21 protein-coding genes are annotated in these 25,831 nt (G+C 50.6%); 6 read left to right on the plus strand and 15 right to left on the minus strand.

The genetic code is table 11. The features are described from left to right. Window positions 1-271: 271 nt before the first annotated feature. The gene (locus tag V5T57_RS12785; protein WP_332891614.1) at window positions 272-1,330 is read right to left on the minus strand and encodes a GNAT family N-acetyltransferase; all 1,059 of its coding nucleotides are present in this window, start codon (window positions 1,328-1,330) and stop codon (window positions 272-274) included. Window positions 1,331-1,365: 35 nt separating this feature from the next. Here V5T57_RS12785 and V5T57_RS12790 point away from each other — a divergent pair, with 35 nt between their 5' ends. Beyond that, on the plus strand, window positions 1,366-2,289 hold the full coding sequence (locus V5T57_RS12790; RefSeq protein WP_332891615.1) for a polysaccharide deacetylase family protein: 924 nt from the start codon (window positions 1,366-1,368) through the stop codon (window positions 2,287-2,289). Window positions 2,290-2,300: 11 nt separating this feature from the next. Then, complete coding sequence (locus V5T57_RS12795; protein ID WP_332891616.1) at window positions 2,301-2,942, plus strand: class I SAM-dependent methyltransferase; 642 nt, start codon at window positions 2,301-2,303, stop codon at window positions 2,940-2,942. On the opposite strand, the gene V5T57_RS12800 is transcribed toward V5T57_RS12795, so the two are convergent. Next, a complete protein-coding gene (locus tag V5T57_RS12800; protein WP_332891617.1) occupies window positions 2,923-3,804 on the minus strand; it encodes a hypothetical protein in 882 nt (293 codons plus the stop codon). The two genes, V5T57_RS12795 and V5T57_RS12800, sit on opposite strands and share 20 nt — an antisense overlap. Window positions 3,805-3,950: 146 nt before the next feature. After that, complete coding sequence (locus V5T57_RS12805) at window positions 3,951-5,606, minus strand: glycosyltransferase family 39 protein (protein ID WP_332891618.1); 1,656 nt, start codon at window positions 5,604-5,606, stop codon at window positions 3,951-3,953. 318 nt (window positions 5,607-5,924) lie between these two features. Between V5T57_RS12805 and V5T57_RS12810 the strand changes: the two genes are divergently transcribed. From V5T57_RS12810 to V5T57_RS12820, 3 genes are all read left to right on the plus strand, one after another. Further along, window positions 5,925-7,007, plus strand: coding sequence for an agmatine deiminase family protein (locus V5T57_RS12810; protein ID WP_332891619.1), 1,083 nt, complete (start codon window positions 5,925-5,927; stop codon window positions 7,005-7,007). Between the two features lie 114 nt (window positions 7,008-7,121). After that, a complete protein-coding gene (locus tag V5T57_RS12815) occupies window positions 7,122-8,261 on the plus strand; it encodes a class I SAM-dependent methyltransferase (RefSeq protein WP_332891621.1) in 1,140 nt (379 codons plus the stop codon). 35 nt (window positions 8,262-8,296) lie between these two features. Further along, entirely contained in the window at window positions 8,297-8,899 is a 603-nt protein-coding gene (locus V5T57_RS12820) for a c-type cytochrome (RefSeq protein WP_332891622.1), read from the plus strand. Between the two features lie 38 nt (window positions 8,900-8,937). Here V5T57_RS12820 and V5T57_RS12825 read toward each other — a convergent pair whose 3' ends face one another. From V5T57_RS12825 to V5T57_RS12860, 8 genes are all read right to left on the minus strand, one after another. After that, window positions 8,938-11,529 (minus strand): GAF domain-containing sensor histidine kinase, encoded by a 2,592-nt coding sequence (locus V5T57_RS12825; RefSeq protein WP_332891623.1) that lies wholly within the window; start codon window positions 11,527-11,529, stop codon window positions 8,938-8,940. Beyond that, window positions 11,526-12,527 carry a substrate-binding domain-containing protein gene (locus V5T57_RS12830; protein WP_332891624.1) on the minus strand — a complete coding sequence of 334 codons (1,002 nt, stop codon included), beginning with the start codon at window positions 12,525-12,527 and terminating at the stop codon, window positions 11,526-11,528. The genes V5T57_RS12825 and V5T57_RS12830 overlap by 4 nt, the downstream gene beginning before the upstream one ends. Before the next feature lie 323 nt (window positions 12,528-12,850). After that, window positions 12,851-14,230: an MFS transporter gene (locus tag V5T57_RS12835; protein WP_332891625.1), complete on the minus strand. Its 1,380-nt coding sequence runs from the start codon at window positions 14,228-14,230 to the stop codon at window positions 12,851-12,853. A gap of 178 nt (window positions 14,231-14,408) precedes the next feature. After that, a complete protein-coding gene (locus V5T57_RS12840; RefSeq protein ID WP_332891626.1) occupies window positions 14,409-14,753 on the minus strand; it encodes an antibiotic biosynthesis monooxygenase family protein in 345 nt (114 codons plus the stop codon). 10 nt (window positions 14,754-14,763) lie between these two features. Continuing rightward, window positions 14,764-15,612, minus strand: a complete 849-nt coding sequence (locus tag V5T57_RS12845; protein WP_332891627.1) for a LysR family transcriptional regulator — start codon at window positions 15,610-15,612, stop codon at window positions 14,764-14,766. Between the two features lie 162 nt (window positions 15,613-15,774). Next, window positions 15,775-16,965 carry a YbfB/YjiJ family MFS transporter gene (locus V5T57_RS12850; RefSeq protein WP_332891628.1) on the minus strand — a complete coding sequence of 397 codons (1,191 nt, stop codon included), beginning with the start codon at window positions 16,963-16,965 and terminating at the stop codon, window positions 15,775-15,777. Window positions 16,966-17,107: 142 nt separating this feature from the next. Next, window positions 17,108-19,033, minus strand: coding sequence for an ATP-binding protein (locus V5T57_RS12855; protein WP_332891629.1), 1,926 nt, complete (start codon window positions 19,031-19,033; stop codon window positions 17,108-17,110). A 90-nt stretch (window positions 19,034-19,123) separates the two neighbouring features. Further along, entirely contained in the window at window positions 19,124-19,903 is a 780-nt protein-coding gene (locus V5T57_RS12860) for a substrate-binding periplasmic protein (protein ID WP_332891630.1), read from the minus strand. Window positions 19,904-20,072: 169 nt separating this feature from the next. On the opposite strand from V5T57_RS12860, the gene V5T57_RS12865 reads away from it, so the two are divergent. Then, entirely contained in the window at window positions 20,073-20,939 is an 867-nt protein-coding gene (locus V5T57_RS12865; protein ID WP_332891631.1) for a TIGR02285 family protein, read from the plus strand. A gap of 98 nt (window positions 20,940-21,037) precedes the next feature. On the opposite strand, the gene V5T57_RS12870 is transcribed toward V5T57_RS12865, so the two are convergent. From V5T57_RS12870 to V5T57_RS12885, 4 genes are all read right to left on the minus strand, one after another. After that, the gene (locus V5T57_RS12870) at window positions 21,038-22,624 is read right to left on the minus strand and encodes a tetratricopeptide repeat protein (protein WP_332891632.1); all 1,587 of its coding nucleotides are present in this window, start codon (window positions 22,622-22,624) and stop codon (window positions 21,038-21,040) included. Window positions 22,625-22,692: 68 nt separating this feature from the next. Continuing rightward, window positions 22,693-23,346 carry a class I SAM-dependent methyltransferase gene (locus tag V5T57_RS12875; RefSeq protein WP_332891633.1) on the minus strand — a complete coding sequence of 218 codons (654 nt, stop codon included), beginning with the start codon at window positions 23,344-23,346 and terminating at the stop codon, window positions 22,693-22,695. Between the two features lie 90 nt (window positions 23,347-23,436). After that, window positions 23,437-25,017: an MBOAT family O-acyltransferase gene (locus tag V5T57_RS12880; protein WP_332891634.1), complete on the minus strand. Its 1,581-nt coding sequence runs from the start codon at window positions 25,015-25,017 to the stop codon at window positions 23,437-23,439. A gap of 122 nt (window positions 25,018-25,139) precedes the next feature. Further along, the gene (locus V5T57_RS12885; RefSeq protein WP_332891635.1) at window positions 25,140-25,691 is read right to left on the minus strand and encodes a DUF2059 domain-containing protein; all 552 of its coding nucleotides are present in this window, start codon (window positions 25,689-25,691) and stop codon (window positions 25,140-25,142) included. Window positions 25,692-25,831: the final 140 nt, after the last annotated feature.

The raw sequence follows: 25,831 nt of genomic DNA on the forward strand, positions 1-25,831 counted from the left end.
CTTCCTTTAAGATACGCTGATGTGGATGGAAGGAACGGGCCTGCAACAGCTTACACCTGTTGTGGTTAAACTATGCGTAAAGTGTGCCAAATGCCTGCTCCATTTCTAAAGCGTTGACCATAAGGTGCTGGGTTGCTGTAATGACTCTGGTGTTCTATTAAAGTGCTGAAAATATAGTGTATTAAGGTTGAGGTTGTCCCGGCTTATGTCTGTTGGGTCGCTGGTGCAAGGTGTGTTCGGGGGGGGATGAATGTGCGGATTTGCTTATGGATCACGGAATACGCAAGCGTAGAGGGGTATCCAGCTTTTGGCGAAGAAAATCTGGCAGGTGTGGCCATAGTCTGGAAAACAGCTGTTTTGCACGCCCCTTACCCGGATGGCTACAATCTTTGATGCTGCCATCTGGTCTGTAGCGAAGATAGCTTAGGGCGTAAGCTTGAGCTCCCCACTGTTTTTTAAAACTGTAGGTGCCTTGGCCAACTTGACTGCGAAGAAAATCAAACTGAGTTGCGCCCATATTTAGGCTATGTTCCATCGCGGCCCAATAGAGCGCGTGGTTAATGCATAAGCTACGAAGCTCACGTTTAGAAGCTGCCCAAGGTACCAGTGCTGTTTGGCCTACCCGCAGATGAAACAGCCCCCCCACCGGTTTGTCTTGATGCATGGCAATGAAAATCTGAGCCTCTTCAAAGTGATCCATAATGGCGGTAAACCATGACCGAGCGTGGGCAGGTGTTCCCAATTGGCGCATCCGTTCGCGCCATAGGTGATAAAACACAGGTAGGTGCTGCCGCCCCTGGATCACGGTAATACCACTCTTTTCGGCTTTACGGACCTGATTGCGTACCTTACTAGAGAAGCCTTTCCAGAGCATGTTTTGGTCATGGGGGAGGGGCAAAATCATGGTGACCATGGTTCCAGGTGCTGCCTGGGTCTCTGGTTGGCTCTCTATATGCCGCAGTTCAATGGTCTGCCCTTGGCTTAGCAGATGGGCCACCATGGCGGAGGCCATGCTGGGCTGCAACGTTAACGGGGGCGCATAATCCAAAAAGGGTAGGGCGTGCCACCCTGTTTTAATGGCGGGATGACGGATCAGGGGCATAATGCCAACGGTTTTGCTGCCCTGCTGTGCGAGGTGATAAAAGCTCTCTAAACCATAGGCTTGGTTGAAAACCTGCTGCCAACGCCAATCCAAACTCCAATGACCCCCATGCTGTTGCATAAGGGTTTGCCAGTTCTGAGCATCCGCAGTTGTAGCGGGGCGTACAACCCAATCTGATGGTAGGTCGGGCCTGCTGGTCTTGCCAAAACCACCTGTGTTACCATTCATGTCCGGTCACCGGTTATCACTTTTTATGGGGTTTTATGTCCAGACACGATCACGCACCTGCACTGCTTATTTCTGTTGATGTGGATGCCCTTTATCACTGTCGTTGGGCAAGTGGCTCCCACCGTTCCCGCTGGCATGACCATAAGCAGGCTTGCCAAGCGATCTATGGAGGGGATGGCCCAGACCAGGACTACCTGGATGCCCTGAAATGGAGTGGAGAGCTGTTTGCCGAACTGGGTATACAGGCAACCTTTTTTATCCTAACGGAAATGGCTTCAACCATGCCCCAATTGGTCCGGGAGCTGGATGCCCAAGGGCATGAAATTGCGCTGCATGGTGAACATCACTGGGATAATACCCGCTTTGATGCTGAAGCGTTCCGTCAAATGATCCGCCGTAGCCGTGAAGCTTTGGCTCAAATTGTCGGTAAGCCGATTGTGGGTTACCGCGCGCCTAACCTTATCATAGAGAGCCACCATCTCAAGGTTTTGGACCAGGAAGGGTTCCTCTACGACTCCTCCATCTGTCCATCCCGACCACTTTTTGGTAAGTTTTCTGCCATGCAGCATGCGCCGGACCAACCTTATCACCCTTCAGCTGAGGATATGGCAACGCCAGGAGATCTCTCCATTGTCGAGCTCCCGTTAGGCGTTTTTCCTCTTATCCGCTGGCCCTCCAGTACCGGTATTTTTACCCGAGCTCTTGGTAACTGGTGGAGTCAAATTGGGGTCGGGGCCATGTTGCGGCAAGGGTATGGGCTCTACTATTTTCATCCATGGGAAGTTGCCCGCCCGTATCGTCCAGAGCCGAGTAGTCTCTATCTCAAACTGTTTTTGCGTCGCTGTGGAACCCCATACCGTCATTTCTTGACCAAGCAGTTGGCCCGTTGGGGCAAACAAGCAAACATGATGACCAGTGCAGATTATGCCCGGCACTGGTTGGCACAATCTAAATCTTAAGGAGAGATCTCGTGCAAGAAGAGTGGACACGGGAGATGGATGGCGAAGCCTTATGGCAAGCTCTGCGGGATAAGTATGAGAGTGAGCCTTTGCCGATTCGCTATCTAAACCAGCGTTTTTTTAAACGGGTAGATCATCTGTTGGCTGACGTGGATGCGGAGGATTCTGTTCTGGAGCTGGGGGCGGGGCCGGGTGTTTCATCCATGCATCTCTACCAAACTTTGGGCAAAAACCGAACCTTTGCCATTAGTGAGGGGGATGCCCGCTTGGTTGAGTGCCTTAAGGCGATGAAGCTTCCCTTCCCTGTTAGCCAGGAGGATATTACCAAGCTGGATCGCGCAGATAACAGCTGGGATGGCCTTATCTGTCTGGAGGTGTTGGAGCATCTACCCAGTCAGGCGCTGGTGGAGCAGGCGCTACAGGAGATTTTTCGGGTGGCACAAAAATGGGTGATTCTTTCTGTACCCAATGAGCCCCTATGGCGTGTTTTGAATATGATGCGTGGTGCTTACTGGTCCGATTGGGGGAATACCCCAGGTCATATTAATCACTGGAGCCCCTCTGCGTTTGCTCAGTTGGTTGGACAGTACGGAACCGTGGTGAACATGGAAAAACCACTACCCTGGACCATACTCAAGATCCAGGTGCCATAAGCGGTTTTTTGCGGATGAGCACGCCGGAAAAAAAGAATAAAAAATCCCCCACCGTTGTCACCCCTCGCATCATCAGGGCGGCATAAAGGGTTGCTGGTTCGCCATAGAGTGGTGCCAGTAACAGCAGCAACCCTCCTTCACGAATACCAATGCCCCCAGGACTACCTGGGGTGATGTAGCCAACCGCCCATGTGGCTAGATAGGCTTGAATGAGAAAAAGCGTCTCCATTGGGGTGTGCGGGCCGGGTAATTGCCAGACAAATATCCAGCCAGCCCCCAGATGAAAAATAAGTTGAAGCCCCAAGCTTATGCTTAAGGGGCGCAAGCTATAGGTCATTTCAGGTAAATACCGTCGTGCCATGATCAGGCTGACAATAAACAGGAGTATGACCGTCAACCAAAGGATCAGGTTATCCAGGTTGTGTAAAACCGGTACCATAGCCGCAAGCTTAGGCAGTATGGGCACTGTCATACATAAGGCGCTGATCAAGGTCAGTGCTGTAAAATAAAAGAGCGCTTTACCCAAGGTTTTGGCATCAATACCCACCTGTTTACCTAATAAATAGATCCCCACAAAGTGAAAGAGATTACCCGGTAGGTATTTGGCAATTTGGCTTTTAGCTAAAATGGTATAGCGCGCATGCCAAGGGGTTGAAACCGGAAGCAAAATGGCCCAAGCCGCACCCAATAGCAGCGACAACATACCATAAGCGATCCCACCGCTTAACCCTGGGTGCAGCAACTGTTCAACGGTGAGCTGCTCACCAAGTTGTTGGCGATAAACCCACAGTTGCTTGCCCACATAAAACAGAGAACCCAGGACCATGGCGAGCCCGAGTAGGTGTGCCCCGCGTTTAAGCATGGTTGGTTAACACCAAGCTAAGAGCATGGTGAAAATTCTTCATGGATGGGTTGCTTTTTTCCATTAAGGACCTCCTTCATTGAGTACACATAATACCGGGCAGATGATCTGGGAGTATGGGTTAAACACCCTATGGGTTTCCCCCCTCAGCGGTACCCGTCCTGCTTCAGACCTGTTTTGGGGTTTAGCGTATAAACTTGGAACCGTGGTGTCTGATGTTGCAAGAGCAGACCGGCCTCTGACGCTATGGCTGGATCGGCCCAAAGCGCTTGGAGAGGGGGGGTGAGCCGGTGGGTGGTTAACACCAGATGTTGCATTTTATGACCACGCAGTATGTTAACCAAGGATGGTAAGGGTTGTTTCCAGTCAATACTGCGAGATGGAATGGTTTTATGGTAGCGCGTCAAGGGGGGAGGGGCTAAATCCAATGCACGACCTGATGCATAAAAATGGAGCAAAGAGGTTCGGTAAGGGGAGATAATCCCCCCGACATCCAACCCTTGCTTGTGTATCCACTCTCCGGCTTGTTCATGTGAAGTATAAAAGCCTGCTTTGTTCCAGGTTTTCTGTAGGGCTGGTGTATATCCCACCAACAGCACGGTGACGCACAACCCGAGTAACAGGCTCTTAAAACGCCAGGAACGGTGATGGGTGATCTGCTGTAGCCAGGAGCCGGCCATGACGATAAACATCAAGGCTAACATGACCGATGAGGGGTGTAGAAACCGGGCATTGACATAGTAAAAGGGATAGACCAACAGCGGAAAACAGGTCGCTGCTGTCAACAGACCTAAAGGTAGCCAAAAGAACAGATTCTGTTTATTAGGTTTAGGTTGTTGACCGCTGGCATAGCGCCACAGCATCACAAGCCCAGCCATAGACCAGATGAGTAAAATAGGCTTGAGATGCCCAAAAATAATATGGCGCTCCCGCCAAAAGCCGACCTCAAGACGTTTTTTTAAGGTCTCCCACCCCAGTAGGCGGAAATACTCCAGGGTTGATACTTGGTAGTTCAGTTTGGCTGCTGGACTGGGTTTACCCTCCATCACCCGTTCCACTTTGGGCATGATACGCGCTAAGGATTTATCATGCAGGGCCAGTTTATCGGTATGGCTATGAATAAACAGAATATTGGCTATAAAGAGTGAAACAAAAATGGCGATGGTCCAGATGATCGGGCCGCGCCAACGCTGCTGTTGTTTATGGAACACGTGGCGTGCCAGTAGGATCAGCATCATCAAGCCTGCAATGGGCAACATCTCAGGGCGTACACTGTTGCCGAAGCCCAGTATTAGGCCTAAGGCGATCGCTGAATAAGTTGATTGCTCCGGGTCATCCCACACCTTCAAAGCACACACCACAGAGGTGACCAGCAGGGCCACAAAAAGGCTCTCGGCCAACGTGGCCACGGAGTAATTGACCATACCCGGCATGAGACCCAGAGTTAATAAAGCCAGTAGTGCGGTAAAAAAGCCAAAGCGCTTTTGATAGAGACTACCCAGTACCAGCAAAGTCGAACCATAAGCGAATAGAGAGAGTGTGATCCCTGCCCAGTCGACCCGTCCAACAAAAGGGTAGGTCAATAAGGTTGCCAGACCATACCCAGGGGGGGAGCCGTGGGGGAAAACACCAAAGACGCGGTAACCATCCCCTTGGATCCAGTTGTACACCGGTACCAGATAGGGAAGGGCATCTGAGCCCATCTGTGCGGCCCCTCCCATGACCAAGGTGCTGGCCACGGCCACAAATAGTGTACAGAGTATCAGAACGATAAGGTGATGAATCTTAGAGCTATAGGGCATGCTTTAGGTCCCAACGATCTAGGTGGCAGTGGCTGTAATTAAATGGATTTCTTCTGAAGGTCCTTCTTGAAATGCCAACGTTTGATATTCTGCAAATTACATGCCCTGCTACAGGCTGTTGTGCAGATTCTTGAACAGCTCCTTTGTCGAATAAAACAGATCGATCTTGGCTTTTGGGGCTTGTGGGGCCATAAGGTTGAAAAGAAGGCTGTGAGCCCAGCTTTTTAGTCCTAGAACAGGTAAGGTGCCCAATAGGGTGTAAAGAGATGAAAAGGCGATGTATCATAGTCTTTTATAACCAATGGCAGGGGGTGGAGTATGATGGCTCGTCGCACGTTTTTACAGACCTTGTTGGTCGGTTTTGGGTTGGCGAACTCGGCCTTAGCGGGTACACCCAAAGGATTTTATGCCCCAGCTGAGGATGCCCCCCACGCCCGAACCTGGATGTGCTGGCCTATGCTGCCTGAGGATGCCGAGGGTTCCGATCTTGCCTATGTTGAGGAAGTTCAGCTCACCCTGGCGCGCTTGGCCCAGACCATTGCTCAGTATGAGCCGGTTACGCTCTGTGCCGATCGGGCGGAGCATGCGCTGATTCGTGAGCTCTGTGGGCCAGATGTGCAGCTGGTCCATATTCCCACAGATGATATGTGGGCCAGGGATAGTGGACCGGTATTTGTGCGTAACCCGGCTGGTGTCAAGGCGGCGGTGGATTTTAATTTTAACGGTTGGGGCGGTAAGCAACCGGTACCCAGTGATAAACATGTGGCGGGTGCCATTGCAGACCATTTGGGTTGCCACTACTTCAAGGCCAATATTGTCGGGGAGGGTGGCGGGCTTGAATATGATGGGGACGGAACCCTGATTTTAACGGAGAGTTGTTGGGTCAACCCCAACCGTAACCCGAGGCATAGCCGCCAGGAGATTGAGCGAGAGCTGAAAAAACTCCTAGGGGTGCAGAAGGTGATTTGGATTCCCGGCTTGGCTGGAGAAGATATTACCGATGGACATGTGGATGGCCTGTTGCGTTTTGTCCGCCCAGGGGTGGTGATGACCAGTCTTTTTCCCCATGACGATTCTGAACAGAGTTTGGCCGACGCTGAAGCGGTTGAAATTTTACAACGCGCTACGGATGCGCGGGGCCGCGCTTTGCAGATGGTGGAGATCCCTGCTGCGGAGGATCCTGCCAACAGCAGTGAGGAACTTTTTACAGGTTATGCCAACTACTATGTAGGTAATGGTGCCCTTTTTACCCCGCGTTTTGGCGACAAGTTTGCAGATCGCTATGCCAAACGCACACTGGGTAAACTGTTCCCTGACCGGAAAATTGTGATGTTGGATGTCGACCGGATCTATGAAAATGGTGGGGGTATTCACTGTGTTACCCAGCAAGAGCCTGTCTAGAATAGGCTGTAACTATAGAGCTGTCTGTGTATAGGGTGGTGGCGCATGTCGCTATCTGCACATCGCTAGTTCATGATGATCGTATGGATCTGTTTTTTACAGGGAAGTGTTTGAATGGATAATAAATATGTGGCCTATTACGCCAATGAAGAGCGTTTGATCCCGGCTCAGGTCCATGTGGATGATTTAACAAAGCTCTATGCCAGTCGGCATGCCCTCTTTATGCAAATGGGGTTGGCACCTGGCCTGTTGGCGGGGAAGTCAATTCTTGAAATTGGCCCCGCACAGGGTGAACATGCCCGTTTTATACTGGAACAAAAACCAGCCAGTTATACGTTTATAGAGGGTAACCCCCAGTGTATGCCTGCGCTTAAAGCGGTTGCTCAAGCCTACTCTGAGCATACCCGTTGTGATATTCATGAAACCTTGTTTGAGACCCACCAGTTAAAGCAGCAGTATGATGTAGTGTGGTGTGAACGGACCATTGAGTGCCAGCAAGACCCTAAGGGGTTTTTGCAAGAGGTCTTGCCTCTGGTTGCTCATGGCGGGGTTCTTTTGGTCACATCCATTGATACCCTCTCATCCCTGCCTGACTTTTTACGCTATTTTGCCGCCAAACGGCTGGTCAATGAGCAGATGAGTTATGCGGCGCAGTGTCAGCGTCTATGCCCTCTTTTTACCCCGCACCTGCAAACACTTAAGGGGATGAAAAAACCCGCCATGAACTGGGTGGAGGAGAACCTTCTTTTCCCCCTTAAGGATAAAAAATTTGTCTCTCAAGGGGATATCCTCTCGGTGGTAGAGGGGGCATTTCAGGTAACAGGTACCGCCCCAAATAGTTTGAATGATTGGCGCTGGTATCAGGAGGTTTTGGATCAGCCAGGGCAAGCCAATGCCCGTACCGCACAAAACTTATTGGAACAGGCTCATAATCTGCTGGATTACCGCAGCCAATATTCGGCGGCAGAGGTTGAGTCTGTGAGGGCACTGTACCAACAGAGTCAAACCATTATCCAATGGATTGAACAGCATGATCGTCGTCGTGATCAATCAGCGGTTGAGGGTGTGGTCGCGGCCTTGGAAACGATGATTGATTTCTATGACAACTGGCCTGGGCCAACAGCGGATAGTCTGCGTGATTACTGCCGTATACTTCCAACCTTATCTGCAGAGACAAAGGTGCTGGATATGGGCGGCTTTACCAGTATGTTTGGGCGGGGTGTGCAGCATATGCTGCTAGCCCGTGTTGTGTAGCCACGTTGTAAACAAAGAAGGGCTTGGGTGCAGCTGTGTTTCAACATCTGAGTGTGGTGCTCTTGGTCTGTATCTGTATCATGGCCAACAGCGTTCAGGCTTCGGATCAGGGGCCTTTGGTTTTTAAGGAACGCTGTCTGGTGTGTCATGGTCCCCATGGTTGGGGGCGGGCGGGTGGTATTCCGGCCCTGGCGGGTCAGCATGCCAGCGTCATTATACGTCAGCTTGAAAATTTTTTTCAGGGTCGGCGTGTCTCTATGACGATGGCACCCATTGCTGAAGATCTACTGACCGAACACCCCCAATGGATAAAACCCCTGGCCCAGCATATTGCCTCTATGCCCAAAAACCCACGTCCACAACAGGGGCGTGGAGATGATCTGGAAAGGGGAGAGGATACCTATAAGCTGAAGTGTTCGGGTTGTCATGGCGCAAAGGCCCAAGGGAGTGGTGCGGCGGTTATTCCTGCGTTGAATGGTCAGCACTATGATTATATTCTGGATCAACTTAACCGTTTTGCCACCCGTGAGCTAACGGTCAAAAGTCGGGAAATGATGCGCCGTGTGCGTAAATTATCCCACGTTGAGCGTTTGGCGTTGGCTGATTATCTCTCCCGGCTGCCAATTGACACGGAGTAAGCCCCTTTAGTTATTGAGCCGTCGTGGAGGCTAAATGGTTAATGCAGTGTCTCTTGGGGGGTGGTGTCTGGGTGTGTCGGTGTGTGTGACGGTTCACTCTTTTTGGGTTGGTAGGGGATGGACAGGTGGAACGTGGCACCATCTAATTGATTTTCAGTCCAAATTTTCCCCCCCATATGCTCTTCAATGATCATTTTGGCCATATACAGGCCAATGCCGGTTCCCTCCATTTTTTTGTCTGAAAAGTAGGGCTCAAAAATCTTACCGTGTAGATCCTTTGGAATACCCCCACCGTTATCTGCAATGGATACCGTGCAGCTGTGTGCTTCTTTTGCCAGAGATATGGTGACTGTTCCCTGGTCGCCCCCCTGTTCAACAATGGCATCCCGTGCGTTGCTTAAGATAACCAGTAATACCTGGATAAACTCATTGGAAAAACCCAGGATTTTTGCATCTTCTTCATGGGGGGGGCGGTGCAGTGTAATGCTATTTTGGGTGAAACTGGCATCAATTAGCGTAAAGGCATCCTTAATCGCGGTTTGAACAGAAAATGGTGTACGTGCTTGATCGGGTTTAAAAAAGTGACGGAAATCATCAATGGTGGTGGACATGCGCTGGATGATCTCATGGCTTTTGGCCATTTTGGTATCCATCATCTCCGTGGAGAGTTCTTCATAAATATAAGCATCGTGTAAATTGGCTAAAATGAGATTAAGTGCATTGATGGGCTGACGCCATTGGTGGGCAATATTGCCAATCATCTCCCCCATGGCGGCCAGTCGTGCTTGGTGCATCATGATCAGATCTTTTTCGCGGTTTTTGGCCAGCTCTTCATCCACCCTATGTTCCAGGTTACGGTTCAGCTGCCGAATCTCCTCCTCTCGAGCGATCAAGGCTGTTTCGTTCATCTTCCGCTCAATTAATGCCGCTATGGTATCTGCAGCCGCTTGTAGAAAGGTCTCTTGGTCATCATCGGGTTGGGCACCAGCTTCTAGGTAGAGGTTTAGTACACCCAGTACATGGCCAGAAGAGAGAATGGGCACACAGTAGTGGCCGTGATCATTCATATCTTTTGGGTGGTTGTCATGCTGTTCGTCAATATGGTTGCAAAAAATAACCTGTCGTTTATGGGCCGCACGGCCACATAAGCACCAGCCAAACGGAACATGGGCACATTTTTCTTTAATGGCTTTGGATACACCGCTGCTGGCCCGCATCATCAACATTTCTGACTCTGGGTCCGCTAAAAAGATGGTGCCCTTGTTTAAAATGGTTAAAAAAGGTAGGTCAAATAGAGTGTTAAGTGCTTGTTGGAGCAGTTGATCCAACGGTTTTGGTTGGAGCGCAATTTGGAGCAGTGAAGAGATCGCTTGGCGGGACTGAGCCTCTTTTCTAAGCTCTTGGTTGGACTGGTTAAGTGCGGTTGTACGGGCTTCTACCAACTGCTCTAGGCGGGCTTGCTGGCGACCCAGTGCGCGGTTAGCATCATGCAACGCTTCACTTTTTTCATCATCATGTTGGCGGGTTTTAATAACCTCATTGACCAGTTGGTGATACTGCTCTTCCATAATAACTAGCTGGTCACCTTTTAGTGATGTACTGCTTGTTCGGCCCAGGTGCTTGGCTGAAAAGTCGACCATGCTGCGTGTTAGGCGCTGTAGATGACGCGCAAACCATAAAGCAGCAAGCATGAAAAATAGGCCAAGTCCCAAGAACTGAACAGCCCGTTCTTTTTGCTCTTCCTGTAAAAGGGCATGGCCCATTTGGCGCAGATCTTTGACAGAGACCAGGGTTGCAAACTCCACAGAAGAGTCTGACCAAAAGCCATAATCTAAAAAGGGCTTACGAACCATATGGTAGTGATCTTTGATGGATGCCAATGCAATAGGGGTTGTGATCAGGTCAGGACGGCTACTGGCACTGATGCTTTGGCTCTCCTGATCCATGAAAATGGCAATACCCTCTGAACGGGCCTGGTTTTGAAAAGCCGATAAAAACGCACTGTCTAAGCGGGTGATAATAAGCAGGGTTGCCCTGGGTTGCCGTTTGGCATCTTTTAAGGTGGCTGCGGTTAACAGAAACAGCTCCCCCTCTCGCTCTGTCAGGCTGTTTCGACCATCAATGAGCAGCATGTCATCCAAGATTTCCGGTAAAAAATTGGCTGGTAGAGGTTTAGCGCCAAGTTCCTGATAGTGCGCACGGAGTTGTTGCTCGCTATCCAGCAAAATCATATGTGGCGTGTAGGCCAAACTGCGCATGATGGATGGTTTGGGTAGCCAGGGTGGTCGGGTTTGATCAAAGAGCTGGGGTACTTTTGGCCAACCTTTGTCTTCAAATGTTTGGAGTTGGTTGAGAAAAACATCCAGATGAATGAGAACTCTGGCGGCTTGGGTTTGCTTGCGTAAGAACGAGTCCAGACGTACACGGTCCCGTTCGGCCTGTTGACCCAGCAGTGTCTCCAGATGCTTCTGGATAATGGTATCGACCCGTTGGGTTTGAATATGATCTAAAACGATCCAGGCGACCCAAAGCAAAGGGAGTGTCAGCAGCAGCACCTTGACAGTCAATGGCACACGTCTATGCCACTGTTGTCGTAAGGGCTGTGTCTCTATGGTGGGGTCAGAAGTCATGGCGCTGCGATGATCTCAGTTCCCTTAAATGACCAGCCACCAGCGGGTAGCTGGTCCGCGGGTATAATTTGAAAGGCGGGATCAACCTGATCCATATTTTTCCGTAAATAACTTACCAATGCCTGGGCTTGGGGGTTGGCTAAGCCTTCAGCCTCCCACGTGGAGATATTATGCACACGGTAGAAGGGATAGTGACCTTGAATGAGGGATGCATGATCCATGGGATCATACCCATCAATATGCAGAAGCTTGACCTGACCTAGTTTTTTGTAACGATGGGTGGTGATCCAGATCTCTTCATAGCCTAATGACCCTTTAAGCTTAGCCACCTGGGCGATCATGTCGGGTATGGATCCCACTTGGGAAACTCGACTGTGAAAAAGATCTTCATTATCCAAAATGAGACGCCAATGACCAGGGCGGATTTTGCAGTGCAAACGGGCCACGGGTTGAATGGGTTTGTTGTACTGTTTGCCCTTGGCTGATTGTACCTGAGGCCATTGGGTCATCTGGCCTTGAAAGATTTTACGCACTTCATTGGCGGTCAAATTATCCACAGGGTTTTCTGGATGGGCCAAGATGGCCAATGCAGAGATCCCTAAGGTATGAAATGTTAATCCGGGCAGACGCTCCTGTGCTGCGGCTGGGCAACAATAGCCACCAATATCCAGTTGTTTACGGTTGAGCATGCCCTCTGAAATACCGCATGTTCCCTCTTTAACCGCAATGTTGAGTTTATGCTTGCGGGCATAAGCTTGCACCATAGGTAGTAGGGCCGGATAGGTGTGTTGATCCAGAACCACGGTAACATCAGCGCCTTGGTGGGCTTTGGTGTAGATAATAGGGCGTTTGACCCAGGTATCGGATTTAGGGGCAACATGGTTTGGGTCAGAAAATGCAGGCCCCAGTAGGGTGCGTGGTGGCTCCATGGCTGCGGCAGGCAGTACTGAAAAAAAGGCCATACTGGCCATAAGTGTATAAAACCACAGGAAGCTCATGATCTGTTCCTTAAGCATACGGTTGGAATTCGATGAGATGAGCGGGTGGGGTTCTCGTATCCGCCCATGAGCAGTGCACCTTACCTATTCATGTTAGCATAGAGTGCCAGGGTGTATATATGAAATGTTGCTTAGTAAAAATAAGGGTATAGCCCAGATTTGGATCTATGGATAGATGAAGATTTTGGTGGTTAGATCGGATGGGGGGCATGTGTCGCATAGGTGATGGGTTCAAACTTAGCGGTATGACACCTAAGCCCAGTCGCTGGGTTGACCGGTCCTGTACAGAGTGTGCACTCATAATAGTTGATCGAGGGTGGATTTTACTCTGGCCATTGAGGGTGATGGGTATCGATCACAAAAGCGTGGCGATGTTTAACCGCCGTATGCTGGTGCTTGTGGGTATGGGGGGTCTGTGGATCTATGGGTTCATCATCCGGGTGGTGGATATGCTGATGATGTTCATCATGGATGTGCGGGTGGTGGTGCGCCATCGCATGATGATGGTGTTCCAAATGCTCCTGCTCCTGTTTGGGCCAAATAGAATGGGCGATAGAGACAGACACCCCTATCCATAGTGCCATGAAGGCAAAGGTGTCGGTTAGACCGAGGTGAGCCCCTAAAAAACCAGCCAGTAGATAGCCAAAAAACCAACAGCCATGGGAAAGGGCAAAGTTGGCGGCAAAAAAAGCCGTTCGGTCAGCCGCCTGACAGCTTTGTGTAATTAATCGCCCTGAAGGTGTCTGTACAAAGGATAACCCCAGCCCCATCAAAAACCATAGCGCCATTAACCCCCAATAACCCGGCAATGACCACCCCATCAGCATGGTAAGGGTCAATACACCCCCTCCTGCCATCATGAGGGTGCGATCGGGCCAGTGGGCCATCATACGTGGTAAAAATAGGGCTGCGACAACAGAGCCTAACCCTACGGCCAGCATCGCTTGAGCGGTCTCAACATCACTGCCACCAAGGTGATCTCTCACGTAGAGCACGGTGTTCACAATAACCATGGAGCTGGCTGCGGCAACGGCCATGTAGAGAGCCAGCAGGCCGCGTAAGCGGGGTGTTGCCAGGTATCCGCGCAGACCAAAGAGCAAGTTTTCTATGACATCTTGGGTGCGATCACTGCTGGCAGCTGTTGGGAAGCGGGTTGCCAGCAATAAAAGTGCTGAAAGAACAAAGGTCAGGCTGTTGAGGAAGAAGAGCTCATGATAGCTCCAAAACATAAGCAACAAAGCTGCGAGGGCAGGGCTAAGGATATTTTCCATATCATAAGCGATACGGAACATAGCCAAGGCCCGGGTATACTCTTTTTCTTCAGGCAGTACCTCAGGGATCAAACCTTGATAGAGCGGCTTAAATGAGGCTGCGCAGGCATTGATCAGAAAGATGAGACAATAGATCTGCCAAATGGCTGTGACAAACGGTAAGGCCAACAGCAACACTGCACGGATGATATCCATTGAGATCATCCATGACTTGCGTGGTAGCAGGTGGGCCAGCCCCCCAATAGCTGGTGCAATCACCACATAGGCCACCATCTTAAGGGCTAACGCGATACCCAGTACCGTACCCACTTGGTCCCCCGCTAACTGGTAGGCCAGTAGCGCAAGGGCGATGGTTGAAATACCGGTACCCGATAAAGCAATGACCTGTGCGGCGAACAGTTTGAGATAGGTGAGGTTACGGTAAATAGCCATGAAGCCGACAAAGTTAGGTAAGGGTTGAACGGTATTTCTACCACCAGCCAAAAGAGCGGTTGGCCTTTTCTATTCATACCTGCAAAGGCGACGGCTCAATCCAGCTCCTTCTGCCCCACCCTGAATAAAGGGTGGTTGACGGCGTATGGAAGATCTGACTCGCCCTAGCTTAGCATGCTTATGAAAAGGCTGCATTGGAGTCTTCAGGGGCCTGGTCACGGTTCTCTTTAGTATAGTCCCTAACCACTTTGGCAACCCGAATGCTATAGTTTTTAAACAGGGTTTGGCGGCCTTGTGACTGGGCTGCGCGATGCTCCATCGTATTGCGCCATTTTTCAATCGCAGCTTCATCCTGCCAGTAGGAGAGGCTAAGCAGCTTGCCTTGATCCACTAAGCTCTGAAAGCGTTCAATGGAGATTAAACCAGGGTGGTTATTGAGTTCCTGGCGCAGTTGGGCGGCAATTTTCAGGTAGGCCTCTTGACCACTCTCTGTGGGTTCCAGTTCAAAAATCACAACATACATGGTGGTTCCTTTATTGATGAAATTTTTGCGCGACATCGATCAAGGTTTGTAAACCCAGCAGTGGTGGAAACTGCTTGTGGTGGATCAACAAGGTTGTGGTGTTGGCAATTTCCGGCGGCAGTTCAGTCATGGTGAAGGTATCGGCGTGCTGTGATTGTTGGGCGACCGATCGTGGGACCAGGGTGCAACCTAAGCCCACAGCCACACAGCCTAAAATACCTTCTAGGGTTCCCATTTCCATGATTTGGGGTAGAGGATGGCCATTCTCCCGCTGCCACGTTAAGGCACGGGCGCGGTAGGTACACCCCTCACGAAACATGATCAGGGGTTGAGCTTCCGGGTTCTGTTGGCCGGTATGGATCAAAACCAAATGATCTTTTTTAATCTCATGGCTGATGAGATCTGGGTGCTCAATGGGGCCCCCTACAAATGCACAGTCCATTTTATGGTCCAGAACCTGTTTAATCAGTTCCACCGAAGGGGAGCTCTGCACATGCAGACCAAGGTCTGGCAGATGATCTTTGACATGTTTAAGAATGGTGGGCAGGTGTACAGCGGCAAAGCACTCTTTGGTACCAATGCGCAGTTGACCGCAGGACTCCCCCACTTGCATAAGTGCGGAGCTGGTTTGACGCGCCAACTGTAAAAGCTGATGGCTGTACTCCAGTAGCACTTTGCCCGATGGAGAGAGGGTTAACCCGCGTCCCTGGCGGAAAAAAAGAGGGGTGCCAAACTCCTCTTCCAACCGTTTAATGCGGGAGGTTACATTGGATTGCACCGTATTAAGACGGCGGGAAGCCGCCAGAACGCCGCCCTCTTCGACAACGGCTTGAAAAGTTTTTAGTGCCAGAAGCTCCATAACATCAACTCCTTGGATGAAGCGCTTTAGGGCCTGTGCCCAACTAAAAATAGGTGCGCAACGGTACGGCTGTATCTGTCAGTATGGCGTGGTGTAGGTATGCTTATACACGTTCTGCCCTGTCCCCTGAGTCTTAAAAGGTCGCTTATTACCAACCTTGGTTTAGGCAGGGTGTGCCAGTGCTGCTTCATCCCGTTTTTGTACGGCATGCAAGATAAGCAGTAATGCGGTGCCTAAAAGCATCATCGCGGCTGCGATATAAAGACCCGCACTGTAGTTTCCTGTTTGTGTGGCGATCCACCCTGTTACTGCAGGTCCAATAATTTGTGCCACACCATAGGAGAGTGTCATGCGGCCCATCATTTTTGCGGGACGTGTGGGGTAGTAGTGGCCAGCCATGGTTAACACCAGAGAGACGATACCAATAAAGGTACCCCCGAACAGAATGGCACCAAACATGGCCCAAAACAGTCCATCCAGCCACAAGGGTAGAACAATACCCACCACCTGTAGAATACTGGCAATGATCAATGCGGGGATCTCACCAACACGTCTGGCAACAATATCCCAAATTAAACAGGCTGGTGCCGCAGCCAACCCCAAAATAATAAAGGCACTGTTGCCGTAGCCTTGTTGGCCCGGTAAGGCCTCCATGACCGCCACTATAAAGGTGGCACTTACCACATAGCCAATACCCGCGCAAAAATAGGCCGCCATAAAAATACGCATAAATAGGGGGGAGGGAGGGTGATCCTCAAGCCGTTGACCATTTTGAGAAAAAGGTGTGGCATCCGGCTGTGGGAACCAGTAGAGCGTAATGGCAGCCAAGATAACGCCCAAACCCGACAAGACCCACCACTGCTGTTGCCAATCCAGCCAGGGCTCCATCAAGGCGACTGCCATGGCACCAAAAGCGATGCCAAGGCCAATGCCAGAGAAGTGGAGCCCCAATTCACTTTTATGATTTTGACGTAGCAGCCAATTGAGTATTAAGCCTGTTCCCATCAGCAACCCAGCAGCACTGCTTAACCCGGATAAAAAACGTAAGAGTGACCATAACCACATCTGGGTGGTTAACCCCATGCCGATGGTGGAAAGAATGGCCACCAACAACCCTAAACGGAATAGGCGATCTTTGAGGTAGAGGTTGCTGATCATGGATGCTGCAAGGGCACCGCACAGATAGCCAAAATAGTTATAAGCTGCCAGGTGCCCTCCACCGGCCAAAGATAACCCAGCCTGTTCCTGCATGAGAGGAAGTAGGGGGGTATAGGCAAAGCGGGCAATGCCTAAGGTTAGGATAATGCTAAGAATACCCGCAATCATAGCTTGAAGGCGTGTGGGGTGTTGCATGGTTTGGCTCCTTCCACCGTATCGTATGGGAGCCTATGTTAGCCTGTTTGTGTGTTCTTTAAAAATGAATCGTTAAGATGAAATTGTTCTGTAAAAGAGATTGGTGGGGATTTGAAGGATGACCGGGCAAAGTTTGTATCTTTTACAAGACTTTTGGATAAATATTTAGAAGATCGTTAAAGACCTGTTTTTTTATGGGTTTTGTCAGGTAAGTGCTGCAACCGGCAGCAATAGCCTGCTGACGGTGTTCATCCATGGCATGGGCGGTAAGGGCAATGATTGGCAGTGGATCTCTGTTTTGGTTTTTTTCCCAAGCGCGTTGTGTGCGGGTGGCTGTTAGGCCATCCATAACAGGCATCTGAATATCCATCAGTACCAAGTCATAATGTTCGGTCTGCATTTTTTCCAGTGCCTGTGCACCGTCACCTACTTCTACCAAGATATGTGGTGTTTTTTTAAGGTAGGTACGGATCAGTAAGCGGTTGTCTTCAGCATCTTCAGCCAGCAGCAAGCGCAGGGGGGTGTCATGATCATGGGCAAGGTTTGGTTGTGGTTGTGCTTGATCCTTAGGCTCTGTTTGCTCCAGTGCCATGGGAGGGTAGTTTGGTAAGGTGATGAAAAACTGACTCCCTTCACCGGGTGTACTCTTAGGCCAGATGCGGCCCCCCATAAGCATCACCAGACGTCGGGCAATAAACAGACCTAGGCCAGAGCCCCCATAAGCACGGGTTAGGCTGCTGTCTGCTTGGGTGAACTTATCAAAAATATGCTCTAATTTATCAGGAGATATACCCAGCCCAGTATCCCGTATCTCGACACAAATGGACTCTCCGCGGCTATGCTGGCCCACACTCACCGCCACAGTAACAGAGCCGCTGGGGGTGAACTTTAAGGCATTGCCCAAGAGGTTGATCAATACCTGTTGGAAACGGGGGGCGTCGACAATGATGGTTTTTGGCAGGTTGGGGTCCATCTCCAGTTCTAATTCCAACCCTTTTTTCTTGGCCTCATCTTGAAACAGAGCAACGGTTTGTCCCATCAGGGGGTGAAGGGGAACATCTGGCGTTGGCGTGGGGTGGAGTTGGCCCGATTCAATTTGTGAAATTTCTAAAATGGCATTAATAAGTTCTAGCAGCAGTGTGCCAGAGGATTGAATTTTATCGACATAGTTAGACTGTTCATGATCTAACTCCGTCTCTTTAAGCATATCCCCCATACCGATGACAAGATTCATGGGGGTGCGTATTTCATGGCTCATGGTAGCCAGGAAGTCACTTTTGGCCTGGTTGGCGGTTTGGGCAGCTTCCATCGCTTGCCGTAGGGCGCTTTCGGCACGGCGTAGCTCGATCAGGTGTGCTTGGTTGGCACGCAAAAAGTCATTGGCCCGCTGGGTTAAGCGCCCCAGTTCATCATACCGGTGGATGGATTCCGTCGGTAGCTGGGGAACCTGCTTATGGTCAATATCTTTTTTGGGATCAATGGCATCCCACCCCTCTAAAAGAGAGGTTAAAGGACGGGCCAGCAGTTTTTGATAGAGGAAAAACAGCAACAGTGCCAGCAGCAGGTTACGGGCAACGCCGGTGACTAGAATGGTAAGGGCGCGATCAAAAAAATCGGCATATGCACGATCTCTGTCAATCTCTACCGTGAGAAAGCCATAGTGTGTGTCCGGATTTTGAGAATCTTTTAACTCAACCTGGTGACGGCTAAACGAGCCCCCTAAATTTTGGGTGATCCATGCCGTACGGCTGCTTTGGGGTGGTTTGCGGCGGTTGGCCAGTACGGTTTTAAGGTCGGTATCAATACGGGCGCTGGCGATAAAGTTGTAGAAGAGCAAGCCTTCAACCACTTCATTCCCCAGGCGTTTATCTAGCCGCATGGCTGCGGGTGCTGCGGAGCGGGCAGCAACATTTAAAATCTGCTCAACCTGGGCGGTAAGGGCAACTTCTTCCTTATTAAAATCCAGCACCACCTGAACGCTGCTCAGCAATAGCCCAAGCGCAAATGCCAGGATCACGCCACTGCGTGCCATGCGGTAGGAAATGCTGTGTTGCATCCAAGGAGACATGGGGTGCCTCAGGGTTCATGGATTATAATCAGCACGTGGCCGGTATAGCCTGATACCCCTCTATGGTATCCGTGCGTGACCTGAAGTTGCCTACTCCGGTCTATGGAGCCACGAAAATAGCGGCTCGTTGACGTACTTTATCATAAGTTTCTGGAAGATACCCGATTTTCTCAATAGAGAAGCCTGTTTTTCAATGATGGGAATGCGGGGGTCTCCATCCATGCTCATACGACAGTGTACCCATACGGGGCGGCGGCTAAGTGTCAGTGGCTCTTCCAGCTGCTCTGGCGTCAGTCCTGAAGCGGGAAGTTCGGTTGCTAAGCTAATGTCGGTGCCGACCAATGCATCTACCCGGCCTGCCGCTAACATGCGCGCACTTTGAGCGTAGTCATCACTTTCAATCCGGTTCATATCTGGATCATTATCAATAAGATGACCAAAACGTGACCCCCGTAGTACAGCAACCCGCAATTTTTGAACATCCGCATAGCTGTTGATGGGGGTGCCTTTACGGGCAAGAATAATGGTGTGCATTTTTAAGCCGGTATCGGCAACCGGTATGGTTTTTTCTTCACTCCAGCCACTACGAATAAAAGTGGAACAGTCGGTTAAATCACGCAATAGGTGTTCAACAAGGCGGGTGTTGGGTTGAAGGTCAAACCGACTAGGCAACCCCCCGCGTTGGGCAATGTGTTGATTAATGGCATGTAAGAGTCCGTCAATTTCTCCGTGCTGGTTGATGAAACCATAGGGGGAGAGTGTCATGGTGGTCCATTGGGTCTGGGGGGGCATGGGAGGGGCTGCCCAGCTGTTTAGTGGGGTCACAAGGATCCATAACAGTAGAACCGTTGTCAAATATCTGGAAGACACGGATCACAACCCTTTGCTCTAGAGCATAAGCATTTATGCTGGGCACGCTTGCTCAGCTATGAAAGAATACAGAATAGTCGCTTTTCTTATTGGAGACCAGAACTGATGGCAAGGTTGCTATGGGTTGTTAGCTGGTAAGAGATATCTATTAAAAAGCAGGATATAGATCATGAAAGTTCGTTATTTGTGGCTGGGGATTTGGTGGTTTCTTATTCCAGTTGCTCACGGCCAATCTAATGATGAGATCCTCTGGATGCACCCAGATTTTCCGCCCATTTTTGTGGCCAGCGGTCCCCGAATGGGTGAGGGGGTGGGGGACCGTATCTCCCGGCAGATTACAGCTCAGATGCCCAACTATCGCCATGAAAAAGAGGTGGCCAATTTTAAACGTATTGTAGAGACCATTGGGACTGGGCGACAGGTCTGTGCCATGACACTGCTTAAAAATCCTGAAAGGGCTGAGCGGGTATCCTTTTCAAAGCCCTACATGCTTTCACCCCATAATAGTGTTATTACTTTCCGGCGCTTGCTCCCAAAGTTTAAACCTTATATGGATAAGCATGGTGCGGTCTCTCTGGTGGCGCTCATGCAGCAGAAAGATCTGAAATTGGGATACTCTCTGGGGCGTTCTTATGGTAAGCAGTTGGATGGTGTTGTGGCCAAGCATGCCCATACGCGGAACAGTTCGCAGACATCGGGTTCTGACATCTTTAAGGGTTTAATGCGTATGCTGCAGTATGGCCGGGTAAGCCATACCATCGGTTATGCCTATGAAGCCCAATATATGGCGACAAAATTGGGTTTTGCAGAACCCATTATCACATTACCCATACAAGAGTCGCCCGATTATACCAAAGTTTATGTTGGCTGCCCTAAAACCCCATGGGGCGCAACTGTGCTTAAAAAGGTCAACCGTATCATTGACGCCGATCGACAAAAGCCCTCGCTCTATAAAGTGTATCGGAGCTGGCTGGGCCCAGAAGCTTGGCAACGCTATAAGCTGGCAACAGAAAAGTTTTGGCGTGCTGAACCGTAAAGCTTCGGGCTTTTGGTCGAGTTTGCTTAAAGCCGCTTGATCCACAAAAGTAGGATAACAGCTACCCCTGTGTGACTTGGTTGGGGCGCTAAGGTTGGTTACCCCAGTACTTCCCCAAGCTGTTTTAGAACCTTCTGCATGGGCATGCCCCAATGGCCTATACGGCTTTGGCGGAAGAGTTGGATATCCCTGTACCAGTAGCTGCGATGCCCCTGTACACCCCAGCGCCAGTCTGGAGACCATGGGGTTAACATCCATACCGGTGTGCCCATGGCGGCGCTGCAGTGAACCGTACTGTTATCAATGGACAGAACAAGATCACAGGCGGCGATCTGTGCACAAGAAGCTTCTAAAGAGTGGATGGGATCAACCGTTTTATCCAAGTAGATCTCGCAGCCGAGTTCTCTGTTGACCGCCTTGATCTCCTCTTCAACATCACCATACTGTAAACTGACTAAGAAGATCTTCTGTCCAAAGGCTGCATGAAGTGGCCCCACCAACTCCCTTAGCGGGATATTGCGAAGACGGGCGACATGTTCATGTCGCTTGGTAAACCAGGATAGGCCGATGATGGTGCGTCCAGCAGCGTGTTGCTGATAACGTGCCTGCAACAGGGTTAATTGCCGTGGATCGGGTTTTAAATAGGGGGTTGCCTGTTCAGGCTTTTGCCCTTGCCAACCCAATGGGTGCGGCAGTACACCGGCTTTAATGCGATAGTCTATCTTAATACCGCTTTGGCTCTCTCCCCAGGTCACAATATTGGGCTGATGGTGGGCAAAGCTGCGGGTAAGCAAGGGTTTAAAACGCGGGTCGGCCTCAATGGTAACCTGGCTGGCCTGCTGTAATACAGTCTCAAAATGTCGGGCAAACATCACCTCATCCCCAACACCTTGCTCCTTCTCAATCAACAGATGTTTACCCGTCAGAAATTCACCTTGCCAAATAGGAATGTGTCCTTCAAAAGGGGAGGGGGTTAGCTGGTGACGCAGGCGGTTGTGTAGTGCCCAGCCCTCTGTCAAACGACCTTGAACCAAAAGAACTTGGGCTAGGAACTCATGCCCCAATGCATGGGTTGGGTCGCGTCTGAGTAGGTCCCGTAAGATCTCTTCAGCTTGCTGAAAATGGCGCAGTTTAAGTAAGGCGACCCCCATGTTTTGTCGTGCTTCATGCAGGTTCGGGTCTAGGCTTAGGGCTTTGCTCAGAAAAAAGGTCGCCTCTTCATAGCGGCTTAGATCACATAAAAGGCTCCCATAGCCACTGTTGGCTTGGGCATTATCAGGGTGTTGAGCCAGAAAATGGGTGTAGATTTGCTCGGCTTCTAAGAGTTTGTCTTGCTCTTTTAATAGGTTGCTTAGATTTAAGAGTGCGGTCCAACCCTCCCCAGGTAACCGGGCAGCTTGTTGAAAGTAGCGTTCTGCTGCAGCGAAATCCTCTTGCTCACGGGCCAGTATGCCCAGCCGATTCAGGGCTTCAGGATGGTTGGGGTGTTGCTCAAGCATTAAGACCAGGGTCTGTTGGGCTTCATGAAACTGCTGGAGCTGTTTGTGGGTGTCCGACTTGATTAAGTACCAGCTTGGGTAGCCATGGGGTTGTATTTGGTTCAGACAGCTCAAGGCTTCAAACAAACGGTTTTGCTGGAGCAGTTCAATGGCTTGGTTCAGCTTGGTTGGGGTATTTTGAGGCATAGAGGTCGGTCTCTGGTCGTGCCTGTTTGAACAAAAGTGTATGGCTTATGGGAATAAAGGTCGTGTGATTATGACTTTACCACAAAGCCCTCTTGCTGTTGCCAATCTTCAGCACGCCACATGGGGAAATTGATGCTTTTATGCCAAGCTTGGGAACAGATGAGATAGACCTGGATCTGTGGGTACTCCACAGAGATCGCGTCAACCATGCCTTTCCACCATTGAGGATCTCGTAATGTAATGTGCGCGTTCTCGCCATTGGCCAGCTTGGCAGCAGCTGGGTAGAGGGCAATATTCAGAATGACCAACTTCCGGGCGTAGGAGAAGATGTCACGCAACATGTTGGGGATATCACTGATAAAGATATGTTCCAGCACATCAAAACAGAGAACAGCATCCACCACTTCACGTTGGTCTAGAGCTCTGGCCGGCTCGTAGCGATTAACCACGTCCAAACCAAAATAGTCTTGCGCACACTGACCTGTCTCTGGGTGAAAGTTCTTTTGTGTCCAATCCGACCCCCCACATCCATAATCCAAAACAGAGCGGATCCCCTGTTCTTTAAAGAGTGGGGCCATATGCGTACGGTAAGCTCTGAGTTCAAAGTAGCTAAAGGCGACATCTTCTCGCTCGCCATCTTCACGCTCATAGCCCTCTTTGGCCATTTGTGTATAGAGCTCAATAAGCTGTTGCCCTTTAGGGCTTAGTTTTTTGGTGTCCATGTCTAGGCCTAGCGTTCAAAGCGTTGGGTCTTGCACGTCAATGGTGTTGATCATGCGTTTACAATGGGATGTAAAACAACCACATCACCATTAAAACTGGAAATAAATAAACTCGACTTCCAGTTTGGTGGAGGTGGCAATAAACAGAAAGAGCAGCAGATAGGTCAGGCCTCTTAGGGGTGTTGAAAGCGTACCAAGGTGGCTCTCATCAGGCTGTTTATAGGTCAGAGCCTGGAGGGCCAACAGGGGGATGATGTGTGCCAAAACCCACTTGGTGGCACCTGCGACCTCCATAATGCCTGCCGTGTTCCAGTTGCCCAGCGCCATAAACCAGACGCCAAACCCAGCAAGGTCCTCTGCCCGGAACAGCGCCCAACCCAATAGGGTGAAGAGGAACATTAAGGCCCAGGCCGATAGATTAACTGCCCAGCCATGGTGGTGGGCATGATCTTTTAGTTTGGCCAAGGGGGTGACAAGACGGTAGAGCACCAAAAGCCCACCGTGATAGATCCCCCATAAAACAAAGTGCCATGCAGCGCCATGCCATAGGCCCGCCAAAAACATGGTAATACCCAGGTTGCGCAGGGTGTGCCCTTGGCTCTCTCGGCTACCTCCTAGGGGGATATAGATATAATCCCGAATCCAGGTCGAGAGCGTAATGTGCCAGCGCCGCCAAAACTCTGAAGGGGTACGGGCCAAATAGGGGAACGCAAAGTTCTGGCTTAGGCGGATGCCAAAGAGTAGGGCTGAACCTCGGGCAATGTTGCTATAGCCGGCAAAATCCCCGTAGATCTGGAAGGCAAAGGCAATGACCCCCAAGATGGCCCAGGGGGCGTTCAGGGGGGCACCGCTTTCAAAAACATGGTTGGCAATAATGGCGCAGTTATCGGCCACAAAGACCTTCATAAAATAACCCACCAGCATCAACCGCAGCGCTTCATGTACCAGATTAGGGGTGACCTTTTCTGGGTTTTTTAGCTGGGGCAAGAGATGGTGACTACGCTCAATGGGGCCAGCGACCAGCTGCGGGAAAAAGGCGACGTAAGCGGCGAAGTGGCTGAAGCTCTCAACAGGGCGGGTTTGGCCCCGATAGATATCAATGGTGTAGGAGAGGGACTGAAAGGTATAGAAGGAGATGCCAACGGGTAGCAGGATCTCCAAGCTCCAAAGGTTGCCCCCCAGTCCGACCGTAGCGAGCAGCTCTTGAGCTGAGCCAATGAAAAAGTTGAAGTATTTAAAAAAGCCCAACAGGGTCAGGTTGGCGCCAATACTCAGGAGGAGGAAGCCGCGCTTACGTTTCTGTTCATCCTGTCCCAACAGCCATTGGCTGATGACAGGCAGGGTGGGTATCAGGGCCAGTGCGCCAAGCAGTGCTGTTTCAACCCCAGGTAAGCCAGCTAGCCAGCAACCGCCCAGCCAGAGTGCGGGCAAGGTGCTCAGCAGATAGGGGTGGCCACGTTTAAGCATGCGGCCATCCAGTCCCGCTCCTGTGATGTAGTCAATGACGGTGGAGGTGAGGATGAGCGCCAGAAAACGAACATCCCATACGCCATAAAAGAGATAGCTCGCAGCCACAATGAGTCCCATACGGGTCTGCCCGTGGCGTACGCGATGGAACAGAAACAGCGTGGAAAAAAGCAGTAAAAAATAGTGCCAGGAGGTGAAAGACATGGAGCCCTTGCTTGGATCGCTAGAAAAACGCGTCAAAAACTGAGGTGAGAGTGTAGCGTCCATACTTGGAAAGATCCAGCCAAGGCTGGCAAGGTGCAAGCAAGGATGCCCGGCAACCCGTTTTACATCTCATACTCTTGAGTTTGGGTGGTTGGTCGCTTGTTGCGACGGGCTTTTTCAATAAGCCGTTTCTGTAAGGCGACAAATCGTTTATTGGCCCGCTTTTTTGCACCAGCAAAACTGCCGAGAATCGCTTTATCCAGATGTTGGCTGTTAAGTAACATGAACTTACGACCAACACTGCTGCTGAAGAAGCGTTTGATCTGCTTGAGCTCGCCCCGGCTGTACTCTTTGGCGTAAATGGCCGCAGCCCTTTTTTCCACTTCCGGTGCGCTGCCCAGTTCCTCCTCTTTAAGGATCTGGGCATATTTTTTAGCCAGAGCTTTGGCGACTTTGGGTTTGAGTTTGGGGTTGCGTGCCAGCAGATCCCGCTGGACCCGTTTTTGTGATTTTAGGTACGCGCTGTTACGCTTTTTCACCACTTTTTTTACCAGCCCGCCTGTATCCCGCAGAATAACAACATCCTGAGCAAGTTCCAGGCGACGCCCAAGGTCGTCTGCCCAAACAGGGGATGCGAAGGTTAGGGTCATTAAAGCAAACAGGCATATGCGCATGGTCTTATGGGCTCCTGGTGTGGGTAAGCGTCGCTTGAGTATGCCACTGTGTGGAGGAAAGCACCATGAGGGTTGCGTTTAGGTCTGAGCTTTGCTTGGAACCCGGCAAGAGTATCCCTCTGCTAGGTAAAAAATGCCGG

This window comes from Magnetococcus sp. PR-3 (genome assembly GCF_036689865.1).
Taxonomy (GTDB): Bacteria; Pseudomonadota; Magnetococcia; order Magnetococcales; family Magnetococcaceae; genus Magnetococcus.

Bases quoted from the DNA above. Each gene is read 5' to 3' on its own strand.
- V5T57_RS12785 (WP_332891614.1), bottom strand. From the start codon at position 1,330: ATGAATGGTAACACAGGTGGTTTTGGCAAGACCAGCAGGCCCGACCTA.
- V5T57_RS12790 (WP_332891615.1), top strand. From the start codon at position 1,366: ATGTCCAGACACGATCACGCACCTGCACTGCTTATTTCTGTTGATGTG.
- V5T57_RS12800 (WP_332891617.1), bottom strand. From the start codon at position 3,804: ATGCTTAAACGCGGGGCACACCTACTCGGGCTCGCCATGGTCCTGGGT.
- V5T57_RS12805 (WP_332891618.1), bottom strand. From the start codon at position 5,606: ATGCCCTATAGCTCTAAGATTCATCACCTTATCGTTCTGATACTCTGT.
- V5T57_RS12810 (WP_332891619.1), top strand. From the start codon at position 5,925: ATGATGGCTCGTCGCACGTTTTTACAGACCTTGTTGGTCGGTTTTGGG.
- V5T57_RS12815 (WP_332891621.1), top strand. From the start codon at position 7,122: ATGGATAATAAATATGTGGCCTATTACGCCAATGAAGAGCGTTTGATC.
- V5T57_RS12825 (WP_332891623.1), bottom strand. From the start codon at position 11,529: ATGACTTCTGACCCCACCATAGAGACACAGCCCTTACGACAACAGTGG.
- V5T57_RS12830 (WP_332891624.1), bottom strand. From the start codon at position 12,527: ATGAGCTTCCTGTGGTTTTATACACTTATGGCCAGTATGGCCTTTTTT.
- V5T57_RS12835 (WP_332891625.1), bottom strand. From the start codon at position 14,230: ATGGCTATTTACCGTAACCTCACCTATCTCAAACTGTTCGCCGCACAG.
- V5T57_RS12840 (WP_332891626.1), bottom strand. From the start codon at position 14,753: ATGTATGTTGTGATTTTTGAACTGGAACCCACAGAGAGTGGTCAAGAG.
- V5T57_RS12845 (WP_332891627.1), bottom strand. From the start codon at position 15,612: ATGGAGCTTCTGGCACTAAAAACTTTTCAAGCCGTTGTCGAAGAGGGC.
- V5T57_RS12850 (WP_332891628.1), bottom strand. From the start codon at position 16,965: ATGCAACACCCCACACGCCTTCAAGCTATGATTGCGGGTATTCTTAGC.
- V5T57_RS12855 (WP_332891629.1), bottom strand. From the start codon at position 19,033: ATGTCTCCTTGGATGCAACACAGCATTTCCTACCGCATGGCACGCAGT.
- V5T57_RS12865 (WP_332891631.1), top strand. From the start codon at position 20,073: ATGAAAGTTCGTTATTTGTGGCTGGGGATTTGGTGGTTTCTTATTCCA.
- V5T57_RS12870 (WP_332891632.1), bottom strand. From the start codon at position 22,624: ATGCCTCAAAATACCCCAACCAAGCTGAACCAAGCCATTGAACTGCTC.
- V5T57_RS12875 (WP_332891633.1), bottom strand. From the start codon at position 23,346: ATGGACACCAAAAAACTAAGCCCTAAAGGGCAACAGCTTATTGAGCTC.
- V5T57_RS12880 (WP_332891634.1), bottom strand. From the start codon at position 25,017: ATGTCTTTCACCTCCTGGCACTATTTTTTACTGCTTTTTTCCACGCTG.
- V5T57_RS12885 (WP_332891635.1), bottom strand. From the start codon at position 25,691: ATGCGCATATGCCTGTTTGCTTTAATGACCCTAACCTTCGCATCCCCT.